The following is an 18,285-nucleotide window of genomic DNA, read 5'->3' as shown; positions in this document are numbered from 1 at the left end:
GGAAGGCAAATCTACGAAAATTTTTAACTGTAATATGTTAATTTTTAGTAATGTAATCTTTACTGATTTTTGAGAAAAACCAAGAAATAGAAATTCCGAATATAGAAGCGGTTGCAGCAACTATCAAATAATTTTCGGCAACAATTTTCACAGGGAATGGTAAAGTTTCAACTGCTTTGAAAAACTCAGTTTTCAGTTGGAAAAAACATAGTGCTGTTCCCAAAAGTAAGCCTGAAATAACCCCTAGTACAACAATTAAAATTCCTGTGTAGAAATATGTTTTTCTTAAATAACTCAAAGGGAATCCTAAAGAAATTAATGATTTTGCCTGTTGCTTTTTATCGAGTTGTAAGATGATAATTGCTCCGGCCAGATTGAATGTTGTAATAAAAATTACCAAAGCGAATATTAAATAAATGAAAAGTTTTTCTGTATTTATCATCTTCCAGAAAGCAGCGTTCTCTTCCTGTTTAGTTTTAATTTCGACTCCTTTGCCGATTGATGAGAGTAAATCTTTTTTTACCTGATTAATTTTATCAGGATTTTTAAGTTTAATTACAATTTGGTAAGCCGAGTTTTTTGGAAGATCAAGAAGTTCTTCAGATAATTCAATCGGTGCAATGATATAATTGTTTAATTGATCATTTCCCGGAAAAATACCGGTCACCAGAATATTCTTCTTATTATAGATGTCTTCTTCTTTATTAATGATACCGATGCCGGGTTTAGGCATGAAAACCGTAGCGAAATTATTCAAAGTATCAACAGGAATCGAAAGTCGCATCTCGAGACCGTGTTCCATAATGACCTCATTGGAATATTGAAAGCTGGGATATTTACCAAAAAAAATGGTAGTGTCAATCGGATTTACTTTAATATAAGAAGAATCTACACCTCTTAAATAGCCAATATCACCTTTTCCGTTATAATTGAGATAGACTTTTTCTTCGATAACACGAGAGAAATCTTGAATTTCTGTATTCTTTTTTAAAATACCTTTAATCTTATCAAAATCTTTTATGGTTTTCCCCGACGTGCTTTTAACCGTCAAATCGGCATGAAGATTTGAAATCAAATTCTGATTAAATACTTCTAAACCTGAAAATACAGAGATAATGACAAACATTGCAGCGACGGCAACCGTCATAGCACCCACCGCCAGCCACGTAATAAATGTGACTGCCGTACTTCCTTTTTTAGATAAAAGGTAGCGTGAAGCTATATAAAATGCAATGTTTTTCAAGATGATTTACAATACAGGATTGTCGCCTTCGCCTCTCAGTTCTTTTTCTATTTTTTCTACATCATCAAGAGCGGTATCAAGATAAAAGCTGAGCTGAGGAATTACACGAACTTGCTTAGCCATTTTCTGACCCAAGAAATTTCTGTACTGTGCTTTGTTAGTCTCAATCTCTTTCATGATTGAAGCTCTGAATTCCTGCGGAAAAATGCTTAAATAAATTTTTGCAACCCCTAAATCCGGAGAAATTTTGACATCAGAAACCGAAACTAAAAAACTTTGTTTGCTTTCTGCTGACTGTTTGCGGAATAATTCTGCGAAATCTTCCTGTATAATTTGTGCTACTTTTCTTTGTCTGTTACTTTCCATAAGTTCTGCAAATTTACTATTTTTGTTTGAATTGCTTATTTGAAAATAAACGAAACCATCAAATTTACGATTAATTAAGTCAAAACAGTCTTGAAATCATCATATCATCAATTTTCTGTAAGTGAAAACTGATGATATGACGGTTTCAGAGGACTTTAAAACAACATAAAATTTATGAAACTAGAACATATCGGTATTGCGGTAAAAACTTTGGGCTTCTCTGACGAGCTTTTTGAAAAGCTTTTAGGTAAAAAATCATATAAAAATGAAAAGGTGGAAAGGGAAGGTGTGACCACCTCTTTTTACCAAACCGGTGAAAGTAAAATAGAGTTGCTTGAAGCTACCAATCCTGAAAGTCCGATTTCTAAATTCATCGAAAAAAAAGGCGAGGGGATTCATCATTTGGCTTTTGGAGTAGAAAACATCATGGAAGAAGTGGAAAGATTAAAAAAAGAAGGTTTTCAATTTATCTCCGAAGAACCTAAAGAAGGTGCTGATAACAAATTAGTTGTCTTCCTTCATCCAAAATCTACGAACGGAGTCTTGGTAGAACTTTGCCAAGAAAAGCCATAAAAAATTTTGTAGTGAAAGAAATTTTACTATTTTTGCAAACACAAAATTTAACCAAATTTTGAGGTCCTATAGCTCAGTTGGTTAGAGCACCTGACTCATAATCAGGTGGTCCCTGGTTCGAGCCCAGGTGGGACCACAATAAAACCCTTGAATACTCTGATATTCAAGGGTTTATTTTTTATAGGGGGCTAGATAGGGGAGTTAATAATATTTTGTAATTTTATGGCATATCTATAAAAACATAACTTTGGGCGAAAAATTAACAAGAGAACAAATTATTAATGCTAATCTCGCCATCGCTGGTTGGGATATTAATAATAGAACTCAAGTAGTAAATGAGTTTAAGATAGTTGTTGATATGTCAGATGTTTCAAACGAACCTAAAGCTACATTCAATAGGTATCAGTTTTCAGATTATGTTCTACTTGGAAAGGACGGAAAGCCACTCGCTGTTGTTGAGGCAAAAAAAACTATTGTAGATGCTTCAATAGGAAGAGAACAAGCAAAACAATATTGTTATAATATTCAGAAAGAAATTGGTGGTGAACTTCCATTTTGCTTTTACACAAATGGACATGAAATTTACTTTTGGGATTTAGGAAACTATCCTCCCAAGAAAGTGATTGGTTTTCCGACAAGAGATGATTTAGAAAGATATCAATACATAAGAAAAAATAGAAAGCCATTAGCTTCGGAGCTTATCAATAACAGTATTGCAGGAAGAGATTATCAAGTTCATGCTATCCGTTCTGTAATGGAAGGTATTGACAAAAGAAAGAGAACGTTTCTTTTAGTAATGGCGACTGGTACGGGTAAAACTAGAACAACTATTGCCATGGTTGATGCTTTAATGAGAGCTGGGTGGGTTGAAAGAGTTCTGTTTTTGGTTGATCGTATTGCATTAAGAAATCAAGCTTTAGAAGCATTCAAAGAATACTTGCCAAACGAACCAGCTTGGCCAAAAATCGGAGAAAAATCAATCGCCAAAGATAGAAGGATTTATACTTCGACCTATCCAACAATGTTGAATATTATTAGAGATGAAGAGAATTCTTTATCTCCTCATTTTTTTGATTTGATTGTGGTAGATGAAAGTCATCGTTCTATTTACAACACCTATCAAGAAGTTTTAGATTACTTTAATACAATCACACTTGGCTTGACGGCTACACCAAGAGATGTAATTGACCATAATACATTTAAACTTTTTGAATGTGAAGATGGGATACCAACATTTGCTTATTCATACGAAGAAGCTGTAAATAATATTCCGCCTTATCTCTGCGATTTTCAGGTAATGAAAATTCAAACGAAATTTCAAGAGGAAGGAATAAGTAAAAGAACCATAAGCCTTGAAGACCAAAAACAATTAATCTTAGAAGGAAAAGAAGTTGCAGAAATAAATTTTGAAGGAACCGATTTAGAAAAAACGGTAATTAACAAAGGAACTAATGTTACCATAGTTAAAGAATTTATGGAAGAATGCATTAAAGACCCGAACGGTGTTCTTCCAGGCAAAACAATTTTCTTTTGCGGAACGAAGGCCCATGCAAGAAGAATCGAAGCGATTTTCGATTCGCTTTATCCTGAATACACTGGTGAATTGGCGAAAGTAATGGTGTCAGATGACCCAAGAGTTTACGGTAAAGGAGGATTATTACGTCAGTTTACACATAACGACATGCCACGTATTGCAATTAGTGTGGACATGTTGGATACTGGTATTGATGTAAGAGAATTAGTAAACCTTGTTTTCGTTAAACCTGTTTTCTCTTACACGAAGTTTTGGCAAATGATTGGCCGAGGAACAAGATTATTAGAAAAATCTAAAATAAAACCTTGGTGTCCTGAGAAAGATACTTTTTTAATTATGGACTGTTGGGATAATTTTGAATACTTCAAACTCAATCCCAAAGGTAAAGAATTAAAGGCTCAAATTCCTTTGCCAGTGCGTTTCGTAGGAATCCGTATTGATAAAATTGAAAAGGCATTAGGGAAAGGCAGACCTGAAATTGCTCGAAAGGAAATTGAAAAATTTCGAATTCAAATTTCTGAACTTCCTACAAAGTCTGTAGTAATCCAAGACTCAAAAACTGATTTGGCTAAGGTGGAACAAGAAAACTTCTGGACACACCTGACAAATGAAAAATTGGAATTTTTAAGACATACGATAAAACCATTGTTTAGAACCGTATCGCAAACCGATTTCAAAGCAATGAGATTTCAAAAAGATGTGTTAGAGATTTCTCTTGCACATCTTTCGGAAGAGAAAGAAAAGTTTGATACACTACAAGAAAACATAACCACCATAGTAAGTGAGTTGCCTTTATCAGTAAATATTGTTGCAAAGCACACATCATTTATCAAGCAAGTTTTGACTAATCATTTTTGGTCAACTATTTCTGATGATGGATTTGAAGAATTAGCAGAAACCATATCACCATTAATAAAATTCAGAGAACAACGCTTTCAATCAGATGGTCCTGCAAAATTCAATTTGCAAGATGTATTGAAAACTAAAGAAATGGTTGAGTTTGGTCCACAAAACGAGGCAGTAAGTATCACAAAGTATCGTGAAATGGTGGAAGCAAAAATTGCTGAACTCACAGAACGAAACCCGATTTTACAAAAACTAAAATCAGGAAATACAATTACTGAAGACGAAGCACAGCAATTGGCTGAAGAACTACATGAAGAAGATCCACATATCACTGAGTCTATTTTACGGAAAGTTTATAAACATCAAAAGGCAAAGTTCATTGAGTTTATAAAACACATTTTAGGAATTGAAATTTTGGAAAGTTTTGACGAACAAGTGAGCAAAGCAGTTCAGCAATTTATTATAGAACATACTAATTTATCGACAAGACAAATCGAGTTTCTTAACTTATTGAAAAATTACATTATTGAAAGAGGTAATATTGCAAAAAGAGATTTGATACAGGCTCCTTTTACCATCATTCATCCAAAAGGAATTCGTGGCATTTTTTCGCCATCAGAAATACAAGACATTTTAACATTAACAGAAAAATTCGCAGCATAACATGAGTTTAATCAATAGCAATCCGCAAATCGCGTCCAAAATAAATGACCTTTGGCAAAAGTTCTGGAGTGGCGGTATTTCCAATCCACTAACGGCCATTGAGCAAATTACCTATTTGCTTTTTATGAAAAAGCTAGATGAGAACGATTTGGAAAGTATTGCAAATATTGAATATGGATTACCATATGAATCAAAATTCGAGGGTATTTATTTACTTCCACAGGATAGACCAAAAGCTGATGCAACTCCTGAAGAAATTGCTAAAATTGAAAAAACAAAAGGAGTTGATAAACATAGTTTACGATGGAGCCAATTTAAACGAATTACTCCAACTGAAAACATGCTTAATTATGTGCAGCAATATGTATTTCCCTTTATCAAAGAATTAGACAAAGAGGATGCTTCATTTACTAGACATATGGCGAATGCAGTTTTCATTATTCCCAAACCTTCATTATTAAAAGAAGCCGTTGATGCCATAGATGCCATTTACTTAGAGATGGAAAAAGATTCCAATGAAAAAGGACAGGATTTTCAAGATATACAAGGTGACGTGTATGAAATGTTGTTGAGTGAAATAGCATCGGCTGGCAAAAATGGACAGTTTAGAACCCCTAGACACATCATAAAATTATTGGTAGAATTAGTTGACCCACAATTAGGACATCGTATTGCCGACCCAGCTTGTGGTACTGGTGGTTTTTTGTTGGGTGCTTATCAATACATGATTACGCAGCTTGATAAAGAAAAAGACCAAAAACAACCAGATGAAGATGGGTTTATTAGAAGTAGCCGAAGTGCATTATTAAACGAAGATGTAAAAGAAATATTAGGTAATAGTTTGCATGGATACGATATTGACCAAACTATGGTGCGATTGGGTTTAATGAACTTAATGATGCATGGTATTGACAGCCCTCAAATAGATTACAAAGATACTTTGAGTAAAAGCTATACTGAAAATGCTGAATATAAAATTGTACTAGCTAATCCTCCTTTTACTGGTAACATAGATAAAGGCGACATCAATGAAGAACTAGCATTAAAAACAACTAAAACTGAATTACTATTTATTGAACGTATTTACAATATGCTCGAAATGGGTGGTACAGCAGGAATTGTTGTTCCTCAAGGTGTTTTATTTGGCACAGGCGCTGCTTTTGTAGATGCAAGAAAGTTGATGATTGAAAAATCAGAACTTAAAGCGGTTATTACAGTACCTAGTGGTGCTTTTAAACCTTATGCAGGTGTAAGTACGGCTCTATTAATATTTACGAAAGGTGGCACAACCGAAAATGTTTGGTTTTATGATATGGAATCAGATGGTTATACTTTGGACGATAAAAGAGCAAAGCTAGAAGGTAACGGTGATTTGCAGGATATTGTTAATCAGTTTAGAACTAAAGACCCACAAATCGTAAATGATAGAATGAGTAAATATTTTTTTGTCCCAATTGCAAAAATCATTGAAGAAGGATACGATTTAAGTTTCTCAAAATATAAGGAAGATAATTTTAGCGTAATTAACTATGAAAAACCTGATATTATTTTAGATAAATTAATAGGAGAAAATGGTTTAGAAAAAGAAATTATTAAAGGGTTAGAAGAATTAAAAAGCTTGTTTTAATGGAAATCATTCAAAAAACAATTAGAGAAATTGAAACTCTTATTAAGACGGGAAAAACACCTCCATCAAAGGTTGAAAGATTCTATGGTGGAGATATTAATTGGTATACTCCTGGTGATTTAGACAAAGGTAAATTTTTAGGGAAATCGAATCGAACAATTACAAAAGCCGCTATTGATGAAAACAAAGCAACAATGCTTCCAAAGAACACTGTTGTTATTGGTGCGATTGGAGATATTGGGAAAATAGCAATAACGAGCATAGAATCCAGTACGAACCAACAAATAACAGCTATTCGAACAAATGAAGAAGTATATTTTGAGTTCTTTTACTATTGGTTGAAATCTAATAAGGAACTTCTTCAAAGCAGAGCTAGAAATGCATTACTACCAATCTTAAATAATGAAAATATTCGTTCAATAAAAATTCGGTTTCCGAAATCTATTGAATATCAAATGCAAATATCCAAGGTGCTTTCTAAATGTGACGAGTTAATACAAATGAGAAGAGAAAGTATTGCTTTGGTGGATGATCTTTTGAATTCAACATTCATGGAAATGTTCAAAGATGAATTAGCCGAAAAAAATAAAGAAAATTGGATACCACTTGGTCAGGCAATTGAATTACTTGCAGACTATCATGCAAATGGTAGTTATGAAAGTTTAAATGCAAAAATTACAATTAAAACTGAAAAGGATTTTGCATTGATGGTTCGAACCACCGACCTTGAAAAAAATGATTTTGATTCAGATTGTCGTTACTTAAATGAGGAAGAATATAATTATTTGTCGAAATCTAAAATATTCGGAAATGAAATTATAATTACGAAAATTGGAAGTGCTGGAAATGTTTATTTGATGCCTGTATTAAATAGACCTGTTTCACTTGGAATGAATGCGTTTTTATTAAGGCTGAAAGAAGCTTTCGAGCCAGTTTTTATATACCGTTTCCTTACTACTCCACTAGGTAAAAGTAGTATAATGAGAAATGTGAAAGGTGCTGTTACTAAAACAATTACAAAGGATGCGGTTCGTAGAATACAAATTCCAATAGTTGATCCGAAAAAACAAAATGATTTCAAATTAATTGTTGAACAAGTTGAAATAATAAAAAAGCAATTAAAGAATAGTCTAAAGGAACTTGAAAACCTTTATGGAAGCACCAGCCAAAGAGCATTTAATGGGGAACTAGATTTAAGTAAAGTAGATATTTCAGATATGGAAGATTTAAAAAAAGAAGACTTGGAAGCAGTGAAAGAAGATTTAACCGAAGAACAATTTGATGAATTAATCGACTCATTTGAGCATAATTTACCAACTGGAGAAGTGCCTTCAAATAGAGTAAAGGATATTCGTAATGTGAGTATTCGTCAATATCTGGGGTATCCTGAAGATGATGATGCAACAAAAGGAATTGAATTTTTCAAAATGGACAAAGATTATTTCTATCAATTCATTCTGACGCAAGGTTTTCCTGATAGAACTTTTACTTTGCCCGAATTAGAACGATATGCAAGCAGCTACATCTTGCGAGGAACAGGTTTTGAGTTTACTTATGAAAATTGGAAAAACATTATATTCCGATTTATCGGAGCCAAGCAACCAATAATTGAGCAAGTTTTTGATGAAGATGATAAAACCATAAAATTAAAATTAACAGATGAAGCTTTTAAGGTTTAAAGTAAATACACCCGAAGGTTTCAGGTCACTGCAAAGTGGTTTTGAAATCTATTTCTTAAGAGATTTTGACTATCAATTAGCTCATGATTTCAACCCCAATATTCTAGCTGGTAGAAATGGTAGTGGTAAGTCAAATATATTAGAGGCATTAGCCAATATATTTTATCATTTGGACTGCATGTACAATGATTACTTACCAAACGGATTTTTAAAAAGCGAAGAAAATGCAAAAGGATTTGACAATCGTGTTTGTGTGGTAGATGCTTTTGAATTGGAATATTTCATGCCAATCGCAATTGATTTAATGGATAAATCTGTAAGTGATTTACCTAAGATTCCTATAAACCAAGTAAAAGCTCATATTAGAATTTTAAAAGAAATAGGTAAAACTCCAATATTTGAATGGGTAAATAGGGAAGACTATTCAAATAAGATAACACCCCTTGGTAAAAAAGAAATTCAATTACTCCTTCCTAAGTATATATTAGGTTATTCATCAGGAGAAAATGAACTATTAAGTTTACCTTTTTTCAAAACTCGTTTTTTGCATTATGATGAGTATGCAGATAAATTAATTCATGAGGATTCTTTTGGCTTTCCACCAAAATCTGAGGGAAGCCTAGTATATTTAGATAATGAATACAGCCAAGCCATTCTATTGGCCAATTTCTTACTACAAGATAATTCCACTTTAGCCCCTTTTATGGACGAGGTTGAATTAGAAGATATTGATGAGTTTAGGCTGATTATTTGTATGGATAAATATCTTGATCTACATGAAGATATTTTGCGAGACAGAAATGTTGAATTAGAGAATAAGAGGACTTATCAAATTCAATTGACATCTAATTTAAAGGATAGCATAGAAATATTAAAACAGTGTGCTACATGTCATAACACTAAAATCTCAGACCAAGAAAATGGAGAAGAGGTTAAAGAATTTTTAATTTTAGATTTTAAAGTAACAGAAGCCACAAAAGCAGCTTTCCGTTTTCATTTTGCTAATGAAGAGTATAATCAGCCATTACAATTGTTTCAATTATTTCAAATTCTTCTAGAACTGAATGCATATGTATCTTCAAATGATGATAAGAAAAGAGTATATCAGTCTAAAAATATTTTTATTAATCATGATATTAATCCTATTCCCTTGGAAGATAATCGAATTCTTAGATTTAAGAATCTTTGGATAAAGAAAAAAGGATTAAGTAAACCTTTATTTACAAAAGAACTTTCAGATGGAGAACACCAATTTTTGCATTCATTGGGGCTTTGTTTGCTATTTAAAAACGAAAGTTGTTTGTTTTTATTAGACGAACCCGAAACACATTTCAATCCCGATTGGAAAGCAAAATTCATATCAAGCATTCGCCATTGTTTCGCTTTGGAAGAATCAAACATAATGAGGGAAATGTTGATTACAACACATTCTCCTTATTTAGTTTCTGATAGTGAATCAAAGTATGTTCATGTGTTTGTGAAAGACAATGAGACGAAAAAGGTTAGTTGTGGCTTTCCAGAGTTTCAAACTTTAGGAGCATCTGTCAATAAAATAACTATTGAAATATTTAAAACTCCAATTACTATTGGTAAGTATGCATATACTTTTTTATCAGATATTGAAAAAAGATTTGAAGACGGAGAGAATAGAGAAAAACTAATTGAAGAATTACAATCAATGTTAGGGGATTCTGTAGAAAAAACGTTGTTAATCCATAAAATGTTAAAGTAATGTTATTTCCATATAAATTTGTAGAACATAATATTTGTAGATTAAATGATTGGATTGAATTCCTATTTACTGAAGTTTGGTGTAATGCAGATGAAGAATATTCTCTAGACTTACTAAATGGTTGTCCGGATCTTAAAAAAGTTGCCGAGGAAGAGGCGTGGAAAGAAGACCCCTCTATGAAGCCAAATGATTATATCACAGGTCCTATTTCTGTTATTTATGATTTATTTAAGACAGAATTAGATGGCAAGCAAAGGAAAACTTTAAGAAAAAAATTTATTAAAAGTAGAAATTTAGAAAAAGTATTATTTCATTCTAAGTATTATGATGTTTTAGAGAATACTTACATTGAATCACTTTCGCCAATTTTAGCCAAAAATTTATATGATTTTTATACGAATTTATTTGATAATGTGTTAAATCTCACTGTAATAAAAGATAGGAATGGAACATTAAAAAATCATTATGATGCTTTCGTAAAAATAAATACCGCTGGTATATGCCCCTTTTGTGGTATTAATACAATTCGCTCCTATGAAATGGCCGGACATGAAGCATATGATCATTTTCTTCCAAAAGAAAAGTATGCAACTTATTCAATAAATTTTAAGAATTTAGTGCCAACATGTCACGATTGTAATTCTATTCATAAATTAAGAAAGAGTCCAATCTTTGACTTTAAAGTAGGACAAAATTTACGAGCTTTTTATCCATATTCACAAAATGCACTAGATGTTGATATTATCTGTAATGTTAATATTAAAAATTATAAAGATTATGGGCATAGGCATCTTACAATAAATTTTAAAGGAAAGAGCAGATTTGAACAAGATAAAATTAATACTTGGACTAATATTTATAATACAGAAACTCGATATAAAGACCATTTAACAAATGAATCTAAGGGTAAGTATTGGCTTGTGCAAATGTTAGATGAATTAGAAAAACAGACGGATAGAGATAAGGAAATTGCTAGATTGGTGAAAAATTACGACAGAAATAAATTTAAGGGTGACAATTTACTAAAAGTTCCATTTCTTAAGGCTTGTAGAACGGAAGGACTTTTTTAGTGCTATGCTTAAGTATTATATTATAAGAAGTGCAAATTAAGTTGTACTAATAACTACAAACTTGATCCGAATTAGGCAATACTTGATCTGACGGTTTACATCTTAAAATATTCAATATTATCTCTACTTCTAAAAGTAAGAATTTTATATTCTAAAAATAATTAAATATTTTCTTGTTAATTAATTAGTTGAATTAGCTGAATTAGCCAATTTTGAGGATGGTAAAATTCATTGAAATGCTTCATCTATCTTCGAAGAAAATTTTGAGGATTTATAGTCTCATCATTTTTCAAATCTTTTGAATTTTCTTTGATGATGTTATGTTTAATAGATTTACCATCTTTTAAATACCGAAATAGAACTCTATTATTTCTTTCAACTTTAAAGATCTCTTCAATAGCAACTTCAGGAATTTTATTTTTTTCTGCAATTTTTGCGCAGATTTTCGACATTGTTTTGTTTAATGTGTCTGTATTAACAGAAATTGGATACTTTAAGCGTTCCTGTAATATCGTTTTTCCAAGTAACTTAAAAATGGATTCTAAGTATTCTCTACGCTTCTGATTATAGAGTTCAACATTTGATAACAGCAGGTTATTGAGGTTTTTCAAGCTGAGAATATCATTTTTAAGGTCAGAGCATTCTGATTTCAGTTTGTCATTATTTCTAACTAAAACTTTATTATTTATTTTTGTCTGTGAAAGCTCAAAGTTTAGAGTTTTCGCATGATTGATAAAGTTTTCTACTGTTTTTTCAACACTCATTTTTGTAATCCCAAAGAAGTTGCTTTTTGTTTCATTGAGATTAAGAAAATTTTCAGGATCGATTGTACTTGAAAGTTCAGCAATTTTATTTTCCAGATCATCTAATTCCTTTAGTTTTTGATCGATTTTAAAATTTATAGCTTCAAGTCGGACTACTCCTTTTTTCTCACCTCTCTCCATTCCTAAACTCTTTGCAGCAATATCTTGCATTTGCGAATATTGGAAACGTGTATGCTTTAAAGTTTTTCCAGTTTTGAGATCTTGCCAGTCAGCGACAAGATGTGCATGAAAATTTGGTATCCATTCTTTTGAATCCTTATCATAATGCCCCTCATCTTTATGGATGGCAATTTGAAAAATGCGAATCCTTAATTTCTTTTCTAGTTCAGAAGCTAATTTTTGTAGTTCAAACATTGAAGTATCTTCATTGATCACAACGACAGCTTCTCTTAATCCAGTATATTTTTGGTATATAGTCAAGTTGTAATCTCTTAAAAAATAGCTCGACAGTTAGTCTATAATCCATTCTATATGCTGAATGTTTTTTTCGCTCAATATCTTTATGAATTAGAATTTTGAATTTTGCAAAAGCTTCGTCTCTATCGTGGAAGAAAAATATACACAATGCATTATCAATACTGAGATAGTTACCGGACTTAATTTTGGACTGAAGGGAATTATAATTATGTATTATTGCTTCATGTATTTCAGGAATTAAAGCCAAATGTAGTATTTTAGAAAAACTGTTGTCGGATTTGTTATATTTAGCAAGCATTCCAACCAGTAAAGCAGTATGCATTTCTACATTATGTGTTCTTTCGTAAGATTGAATTTGTTTTATGCAATTTTCTTTTATCCTGAAATCTTGACCGAGATATTTTCCATAAAAGATGTTGTCAATTGTCATGTTCTCTAATTGCTCTACCAATCCCCCAAATAATTTAGGATATTTGTTTTCAACGAAGTTTAAAAGATCTTTCAAGTCACCCTCGTTTAGCGTGTCAAGAATTTTCAGAAGCAAATCTTTAATATCGATTTCGGTGTAAACATTTCTATTAATGAAATCTTTAAATTGCTGCAGATAAGATTGCAGTTCAATATTTTTTTTCTCAAGCATTTTGTATTTTTTTTAATTCAAGCTATCCCAAGCTGATAAAGCTTTTTGTTTGTGAATTTCTGAAATGTTTACATATTTTCTGAAATTCTTTTCATCTTTATGATTAGATATTGATCTCACAACTCGTTCGGGGATTCCCAAAATCAAGCTGTTAGTAATGAATGTTTTACGTCCGCAATGTGAGCCAATTAACTCGTGCTTTTTAAATGTTTGACTGATTCTTTTAGCTCCAATGAATCTCGTTAGTTCAATTTCCTGCGTTAGTCCAATTTTTTCACAACAAATCTGTATTTTTTCATTTAATTTTTGTGAAGTTAATCGTGGGATCGGGTAGTAAATAGTATCTCTATATTTTTCAATAAGTTCTTTTGCCTGTTTAATTAAATATACATGATGATTGACTGTTTTTGTTTTCTTTACTGTGAAATGTAGATAATCATCTTCAATATTTGCATTTTGCAGAGAATACACATCGCTATGGCGCTGACCGGTAAACGCCAGTAGACACCACATATCTCGTGCTCTGTCCAATGCAGGATTGTCAAAGTTGTGATGGTACAATTTCATAAGTTCTTCTGAAGTAAGATAAATTACCTCAATATCCTCTTCTTTGCTTTTTAGTTTTTTGAAATTTAATGAGCTGTGATAGCCCCTTTCATACGCCCAATTTAAAAATGCTTTCAGACTTTTTACAATCTTAGCATAATAATTATTTAAAGTTTTTCGAGTATTAAAACAATAATCCATAAAGCTTTCTTCAAATCTGAAATCACACGTATCTAGCCTCAGGGTGTGATTAGAATGGAGCTCAAAAGCAGTTAAAAAATTTTTGACTGAATTATACTTAGTGATGGTAGAGCTGGTTTTTGTCAGTTTTGATATTTTGACAAATTCATCGTACGCATCAAAAAAACTGATTGTGACTTTAACGTCGCCTTCGTCAAATTTTTCATTAAAAATTGATGCTTGAAATGGGATTCCATTGTATTCAAAATAAGTGAATATTTTCTCAACCTTCTGAATGATGTCGGCAATATTCTTATTTGATTTCTGATATTCTTTGTAATTGGTGTTAAACTTAGAATTAGGGTTGTTGATTTTATTATTTTCTCTATCCCAGTCTTCAAGTTTTGTTTTTGCTTCAACACTTTTCCTGATTCTAGTTTTGGCATTCATCACTACCAGACGGATCGGAATCATTCCATCTTTATTAATTTTTTCTTTTCTGAGTTCGAAATAATACTTCATCTTAATATGCTTTAATTGGGGGCAAAATAGGGGGCAGAAATCAAATTAAAACATATTAAAGTACATTAAAGTGAATTAAAATGAATTGTAATAATTTGATTATCAGTCGATAAAAGTATATTAAATTCTATTAAGATCCAAATTTTGCCCAGGTGGGACCACGTTTAAAAAAGCACTTACATTGTCGTAAGTGCTTTTTTATTTAATTTAGATAAGCCTAATTGTACTTTACAACGGATTGATTTTTAATGGTCTTTGTGAATTTTCTTTTCTTTATTGATAATTTTAATTGTATCAGTCATGCTGCCTCTAGATAATGTTACAGAACTTGCCTTCCCATCATTAAATTCAAATTTCAGTAGATTTGGATAATCGATAATTTTGAATAATCCGTTTTTTAAATACACCAATTCATTTTCATTTTTCCCTTTAAAGTGTTCAAGGATCGCAGATTCTACATAAAGGCGGTTATTTTTTTCTACTATTTTGGTTTCCATTTTTTGTCCGTAAAGGAAGTCCTCGTAAGTTCCGATGAGCTTTTCTTTTAAGTTTGAAGGTATTTCCTGCGTTTCTTCGTTATGGAAATTTCCTTTCCAGTTCATCAATTTCAGAATTGCTCTTTGGGTTTGTCCCATCACCGGAAAGCGATTCGGTTTTTCGCCATTGGCAAGAAAGGCAAATCCATTTCCGTCTTTCATAGTTCCCATCACGTTGCCGCCAACTCCCGTGTTTGAGCCGTTGCAAGCAAACCAATCGTAATTATTATAACCAAAAGATTTTTGCCAACCGTAACTCCATCCGCCAACCGCATTTTTTAAAGCAGATACTTTGGTCATTTTTTTTGCTACATTGTGGGAAACGACTTTGTTGTTTTTATTGCGCAAAGCATTTTGAATTTCTATAGCAATGATTGCCAATTCTTTTGGAGTTGACCATAATCCTGACGGACCAACTTGTGGAGTTATTGGCAAACCTGTTTTAATTACTTTTCCGTCTTTATCATGAACCATAGCAACATTTGCCAGAAATCCTTTTTCATTCGGCTGAATCATGGTTGTGTGTTTTAAACCAAGTGGAGCGAAAATATATTCTTTTGCTAATTCAGCAATCGTTGTATTGAATTTATCTTCCAAAGCCATTTGGATAATCGTGTAACCGCCACCACTGTATTGCCAATCGGTTCCAGGCTCAAAAAGGAATTCGATTTCTTTATCATATCTCGGAATTTTACCCATTAAACTTTCTTCTAATGTTGGGATTTTTTCACCTTCATAATGGTCTTCAAATCCATCTTGAGTTGTTCCGGCTGTATGATTTAAAAATTGTTTCCAGGTCGGAACTTTGTTTTCTGTGAATTTACTTTTTGGTAAATGCCATCTTTTTAGAGATTTGTCAATCGGGTCATTCAGATTAATTAAACCTTTTTCTTCTAAAATAAAACAAAGAAGCGCTGTAATTGGTTTTGATATAGATGCTGTAGAAAATGCGGTATTTTCATCAATTTTTTCAGGAGAATTTGCTGATTTTACTCCGAATTGTTTGGAATATACAATCTTATAATTTTCAAAAACAACTACGCTGAATCCCGGAAGTTTGTATTTTTCTAATTGTTCATCAATTTTCAAACTGTCAGTAAGAAAGCTGTAGTCTTTTTTCTGAGCAAAAGCTTGAAGGCTTGTAAAGAATAATAGAAAAAGGCTGATGTAAGAAATTGTTTTCATTGTATCGTTATTTAAGGTTTGATAAATATTTCGATACAAAGATGTGGAAGTGCGAAATCCTGTGCGACCGAGTAAAAGTATTCGTCCAGATTTCGTAAAAAGAATTGGTAGGAATGATTAAATCGAGAAGTACGAGTAATTACAAGGCTTTGTCTTGCAGTGATTTGCGATATTCAGTTGGTGTGTTTCCCGTGTGTTTTTTAAAGGCCGTATTGAAAGAAGATTTTGAATTAAAACCTACTTCATACAAAATTTCAAGAATCGTAATCTTAGATTTTGATGGATCTTTCAGAATTTCCATAGCATTTTCAATTCGGTACGTATTGACGAAATCATAAAAATGTTGCCCCAATTGATGATTAATTAAAACGGATAATTCGCGAACAGGAACATTGATTTCTTTTGAAATATCCTGAATCGTCAAAGCCGGATTCAAAAATGGCTTTTCATCAATCATATATTTTTTCAGTCTTAGGAGATCCTCATTCAACGTTTCCGGCTCGATCTTTTTCTCCTCCAAAATCAAGTCGGAAACGAGTTTCAATTTCGAATCAATATTTCTGAAAAGTCCTGGATTATTCAGCGCTTTGTACAGATACCAGCAAATGATAAAAAGTTGCGATAGCAAGATCCCGATTTTGATCCAATCGGAAACGTATGGATAATCGGAAAATTTGAAAATATTTTTAAGAATGACAACCAGATAAAAAACCGTCAAAACACTCGTGAACTGAAACAGCCAATGGTAAGAACTAAGACTTTCTCCCGAATTATTTTCCAGATAAAGTTTCTTCGCCTTTCTCATCAGCAGAAAAACAGCTGTAAAATATACCACGACCTGAAGATGAAATAGCCAATGAGTGAACTGTAGCTCAATCATATCTTGTCGGTTGACAATAAAATCAAACTTCGAAGCCAAATCCACCGAATAAAAACGAGGCACCAAAGCAAGATTCGCAATCAAAAAAGGTAGTAAATGAACAAGATATTTGGTTTTCCACTTAAAATCAGAATAGCAAACCGACAAAACATACAGATAAAAAGCCGGAATCTGTAAAAAAGCTAACAAAGTTCGAAACATTCCAAGATTCGATGGACCTTCAGTTATTTGGCTGATTATAGGTTCGCTAATATCAATCGAAGTGATAATGAGAAAAAAGGCGAAAAGGCGATTACTGATTTTGTACTCAGTCTTCACAGTCAATAAAAAAAATGCCAGGAAAAACGAAATGAACAGCGAGATGATTGTCACAATACTTAATAAATTATCCATTCACGCTGATTTGTTGAGGTTATAGATTTTTTTTGTAAATATAGATGAAATACAATTTTCTACCAATTTCAAAATTCAGAAAAGATTGAAAAATATAAAATCAGAACATCTAAATATCATAAGAGTTTTAAAACTTGATTTCATTTATTTAAAAAAATCTCCAAAATCTAAAAGACTTTGGAGATTATATCGAACCATTTAAATCTAATCTGATTTTAAAAAGTTTTATTTACGAGGCTTTAAAGAAAAATTATCTACATAAACTGCTTGATGTACACCATTCAGCAAAACTTTCAGTCCCAAGTTTGAATCTTTTTTCAGAGAAATGTCATACGCTTTTTTTCCACCCTCAATTTTTGAAGATTTAGTTATTGAAACATAAGATTTTGCATCAGAAATATTATTGATTGAGAATAATTCTAATGCTGTTTCTCCACCATTGTCTGAAATATCAAGAGTTAATGTATATTTTCCGGCTTTAATTTTTGGAGTCACCAGATACATATTTTCTCCGGGATTGGTCATCGAATAAAATACGATTTTTTTATCACTTGCGTAAAGCATTGCTTTTCCTTGTTGAGCAGTCCAGCATTTGTTGATCTCTTTCCACGCATCAAAATTTTCTGTAAGGGTAGATACGGTTTTGCATTGTGCGTTTGCTGTTCCAAATCCTCCTAAAGCTATTATTCCTGCAAATACGATTTTTCTCATTATAATCATTTATCTATTGTGAGGTAAAAATACTTAAAAAAGGCTATATCAGAAAGGTATTGCTTGATGATTTATGTTAACTCAGACTTTCGAAAGTTTTAAATATTTTTTTAAAATT

At 32.1% G+C, this 18,285-nt stretch carries 14 protein-coding genes and 1 tRNA gene; 7 read left to right on the top strand and 8 right to left on the bottom strand.

Going from position 1 to position 18,285, the window contains the following annotated elements; all coding sequences use genetic code 11:
- Positions 1-37 precede the first annotated feature (37 nt).
- Together LNP04_RS07150 and rbfA are read right to left on the bottom strand one after the other, a co-directional pair.
- Entirely contained in the window at positions 38-1,243 is a 1,206-nt protein-coding gene (locus tag LNP04_RS07150) for an ABC transporter permease (RefSeq protein WP_229985850.1), read from the bottom strand.
- Between the two features lie 6 nt (positions 1,244-1,249).
- Positions 1,250-1,609 (bottom strand): 30S ribosome-binding factor RbfA, encoded by a 360-nt coding sequence (rbfA, locus tag LNP04_RS07145; RefSeq protein WP_129534819.1) that lies wholly within the window; start codon positions 1,607-1,609, stop codon positions 1,250-1,252.
- A 174-nt stretch (positions 1,610-1,783) separates the two neighbouring features.
- Between rbfA and mce the strand changes: the two genes are divergently transcribed.
- The 7 genes from mce (at position 1,784) to LNP04_RS07110 (ending at position 11,333) form a co-directional block, all read left to right on the top strand.
- Positions 1,784-2,182, top strand: a complete 399-nt coding sequence (gene mce, locus LNP04_RS07140; protein ID WP_229985849.1) for a methylmalonyl-CoA epimerase — start codon at positions 1,784-1,786, stop codon at positions 2,180-2,182.
- Between the two features lie 62 nt (positions 2,183-2,244).
- Positions 2,245-2,318 (top strand) — tRNA-Ile (locus LNP04_RS07135).
- 111 nt (positions 2,319-2,429) lie between these two features.
- On the top strand, positions 2,430-5,225 hold the full coding sequence (locus LNP04_RS07130; RefSeq protein WP_229985848.1) for a DEAD/DEAH box helicase family protein: 2,796 nt from the start codon (positions 2,430-2,432) through the stop codon (positions 5,223-5,225).
- 1 nt (position 5,226) lies between these two features.
- On the top strand, positions 5,227-6,852 hold the full coding sequence (locus LNP04_RS07125; RefSeq protein WP_229985847.1) for an N-6 DNA methylase: 1,626 nt from the start codon (positions 5,227-5,229) through the stop codon (positions 6,850-6,852).
- Positions 6,852-8,531, top strand: a complete 1,680-nt coding sequence (locus LNP04_RS07120; protein ID WP_229985846.1) for a restriction endonuclease subunit S — start codon at positions 6,852-6,854, stop codon at positions 8,529-8,531. Before LNP04_RS07125 ends, LNP04_RS07120 begins: the two co-directional genes overlap by 1 nt.
- Positions 8,512-10,263, top strand: a complete 1,752-nt coding sequence (locus tag LNP04_RS07115; RefSeq protein WP_229985845.1) for a restriction system-associated AAA family ATPase — start codon at positions 8,512-8,514, stop codon at positions 10,261-10,263. Before LNP04_RS07120 ends, LNP04_RS07115 begins: the two co-directional genes overlap by 20 nt.
- Positions 10,263-11,333: a hypothetical protein gene (locus tag LNP04_RS07110; RefSeq protein WP_229985844.1), complete on the top strand. Its 1,071-nt coding sequence runs from the start codon at positions 10,263-10,265 to the stop codon at positions 11,331-11,333. The genes LNP04_RS07115 and LNP04_RS07110 overlap by 1 nt, the downstream gene beginning before the upstream one ends.
- A 245-nt stretch (positions 11,334-11,578) precedes the next feature.
- Here LNP04_RS07110 and LNP04_RS07105 read toward each other — a convergent pair whose 3' ends face one another.
- The 6 genes from LNP04_RS07105 to LNP04_RS07080 form a co-directional block, all read right to left on the bottom strand.
- Positions 11,579-12,577, bottom strand: a complete 999-nt coding sequence (locus LNP04_RS07105) for a hypothetical protein (RefSeq protein ID WP_229985843.1) — start codon at positions 12,575-12,577, stop codon at positions 11,579-11,581.
- Positions 12,522-13,214: a hypothetical protein gene (locus tag LNP04_RS07100; RefSeq protein WP_229985842.1), complete on the bottom strand. Its 693-nt coding sequence runs from the start codon at positions 13,212-13,214 to the stop codon at positions 12,522-12,524. Before LNP04_RS07100 ends, LNP04_RS07105 begins: the two co-directional genes overlap by 56 nt.
- Positions 13,215-13,226: 12 nt before the next feature.
- Positions 13,227-14,462 (bottom strand): tyrosine-type recombinase/integrase, encoded by a 1,236-nt coding sequence (locus LNP04_RS07095; RefSeq protein WP_229985841.1) that lies wholly within the window; start codon positions 14,460-14,462, stop codon positions 13,227-13,229.
- A gap of 245 nt (positions 14,463-14,707) precedes the next feature.
- A complete protein-coding gene (locus LNP04_RS07090; protein ID WP_229985840.1) occupies positions 14,708-16,183 on the bottom strand; it encodes a serine hydrolase in 1,476 nt (491 codons plus the stop codon).
- 139 nt (positions 16,184-16,322) lie between these two features.
- Entirely contained in the window at positions 16,323-17,264 is a 942-nt protein-coding gene (locus tag LNP04_RS07085) for an AraC family transcriptional regulator (protein WP_229985839.1), read from the bottom strand.
- Positions 17,265-17,681: 417 nt separating this feature from the next.
- The gene (locus LNP04_RS07080; RefSeq protein WP_229985838.1) at positions 17,682-18,167 is read right to left on the bottom strand and encodes a hypothetical protein; all 486 of its coding nucleotides are present in this window, start codon (positions 18,165-18,167) and stop codon (positions 17,682-17,684) included.
- Positions 18,168-18,285: the final 118 nt, after the last annotated feature.

Source organism: Chryseobacterium sp. C-71 (assembly GCF_020911865.1).
In the GTDB taxonomy this organism is placed as follows: Bacteria; Bacteroidota; Bacteroidia; order Flavobacteriales; family Weeksellaceae; genus Chryseobacterium.
This window is presented reverse-complemented; position numbering and strand designations above follow the sequence as displayed.

Bases quoted from the DNA above. Each gene is read 5' to 3' on its own strand.
- LNP04_RS07110 (WP_229985844.1), top strand. From the start codon at position 10,263: ATGTTATTTCCATATAAATTTGTAGAACATAATATTTGTAGATTAAAT.
- LNP04_RS07125 (WP_229985847.1), top strand. From the start codon at position 5,227: ATGAGTTTAATCAATAGCAATCCGCAAATCGCGTCCAAAATAAATGAC.
- LNP04_RS07115 (WP_229985845.1), top strand. From the start codon at position 8,512: ATGAAGCTTTTAAGGTTTAAAGTAAATACACCCGAAGGTTTCAGGTCA.
- LNP04_RS07090 (WP_229985840.1), bottom strand. From the start codon at position 16,183: ATGAAAACAATTTCTTACATCAGCCTTTTTCTATTATTCTTTACAAGC.
- mce (WP_229985849.1), top strand. From the start codon at position 1,784: ATGAAACTAGAACATATCGGTATTGCGGTAAAAACTTTGGGCTTCTCT.
- LNP04_RS07080 (WP_229985838.1), bottom strand. From the start codon at position 18,167: ATGAGAAAAATCGTATTTGCAGGAATAATAGCTTTAGGAGGATTTGGA.
- LNP04_RS07120 (WP_229985846.1), top strand. From the start codon at position 6,852: ATGGAAATCATTCAAAAAACAATTAGAGAAATTGAAACTCTTATTAAG.
- rbfA (WP_129534819.1), bottom strand. From the start codon at position 1,609: ATGGAAAGTAACAGACAAAGAAAAGTAGCACAAATTATACAGGAAGAT.
- LNP04_RS07085 (WP_229985839.1), bottom strand. From the start codon at position 17,264: ATGTTTCGAACTTTGTTAGCTTTTTTACAGATTCCGGCTTTTTATCTG.
- LNP04_RS07100 (WP_229985842.1), bottom strand. From the start codon at position 13,214: ATGCTTGAGAAAAAAAATATTGAACTGCAATCTTATCTGCAGCAATTT.
- LNP04_RS07095 (WP_229985841.1), bottom strand. From the start codon at position 14,462: ATGAAGTATTATTTCGAACTCAGAAAAGAAAAAATTAATAAAGATGGA.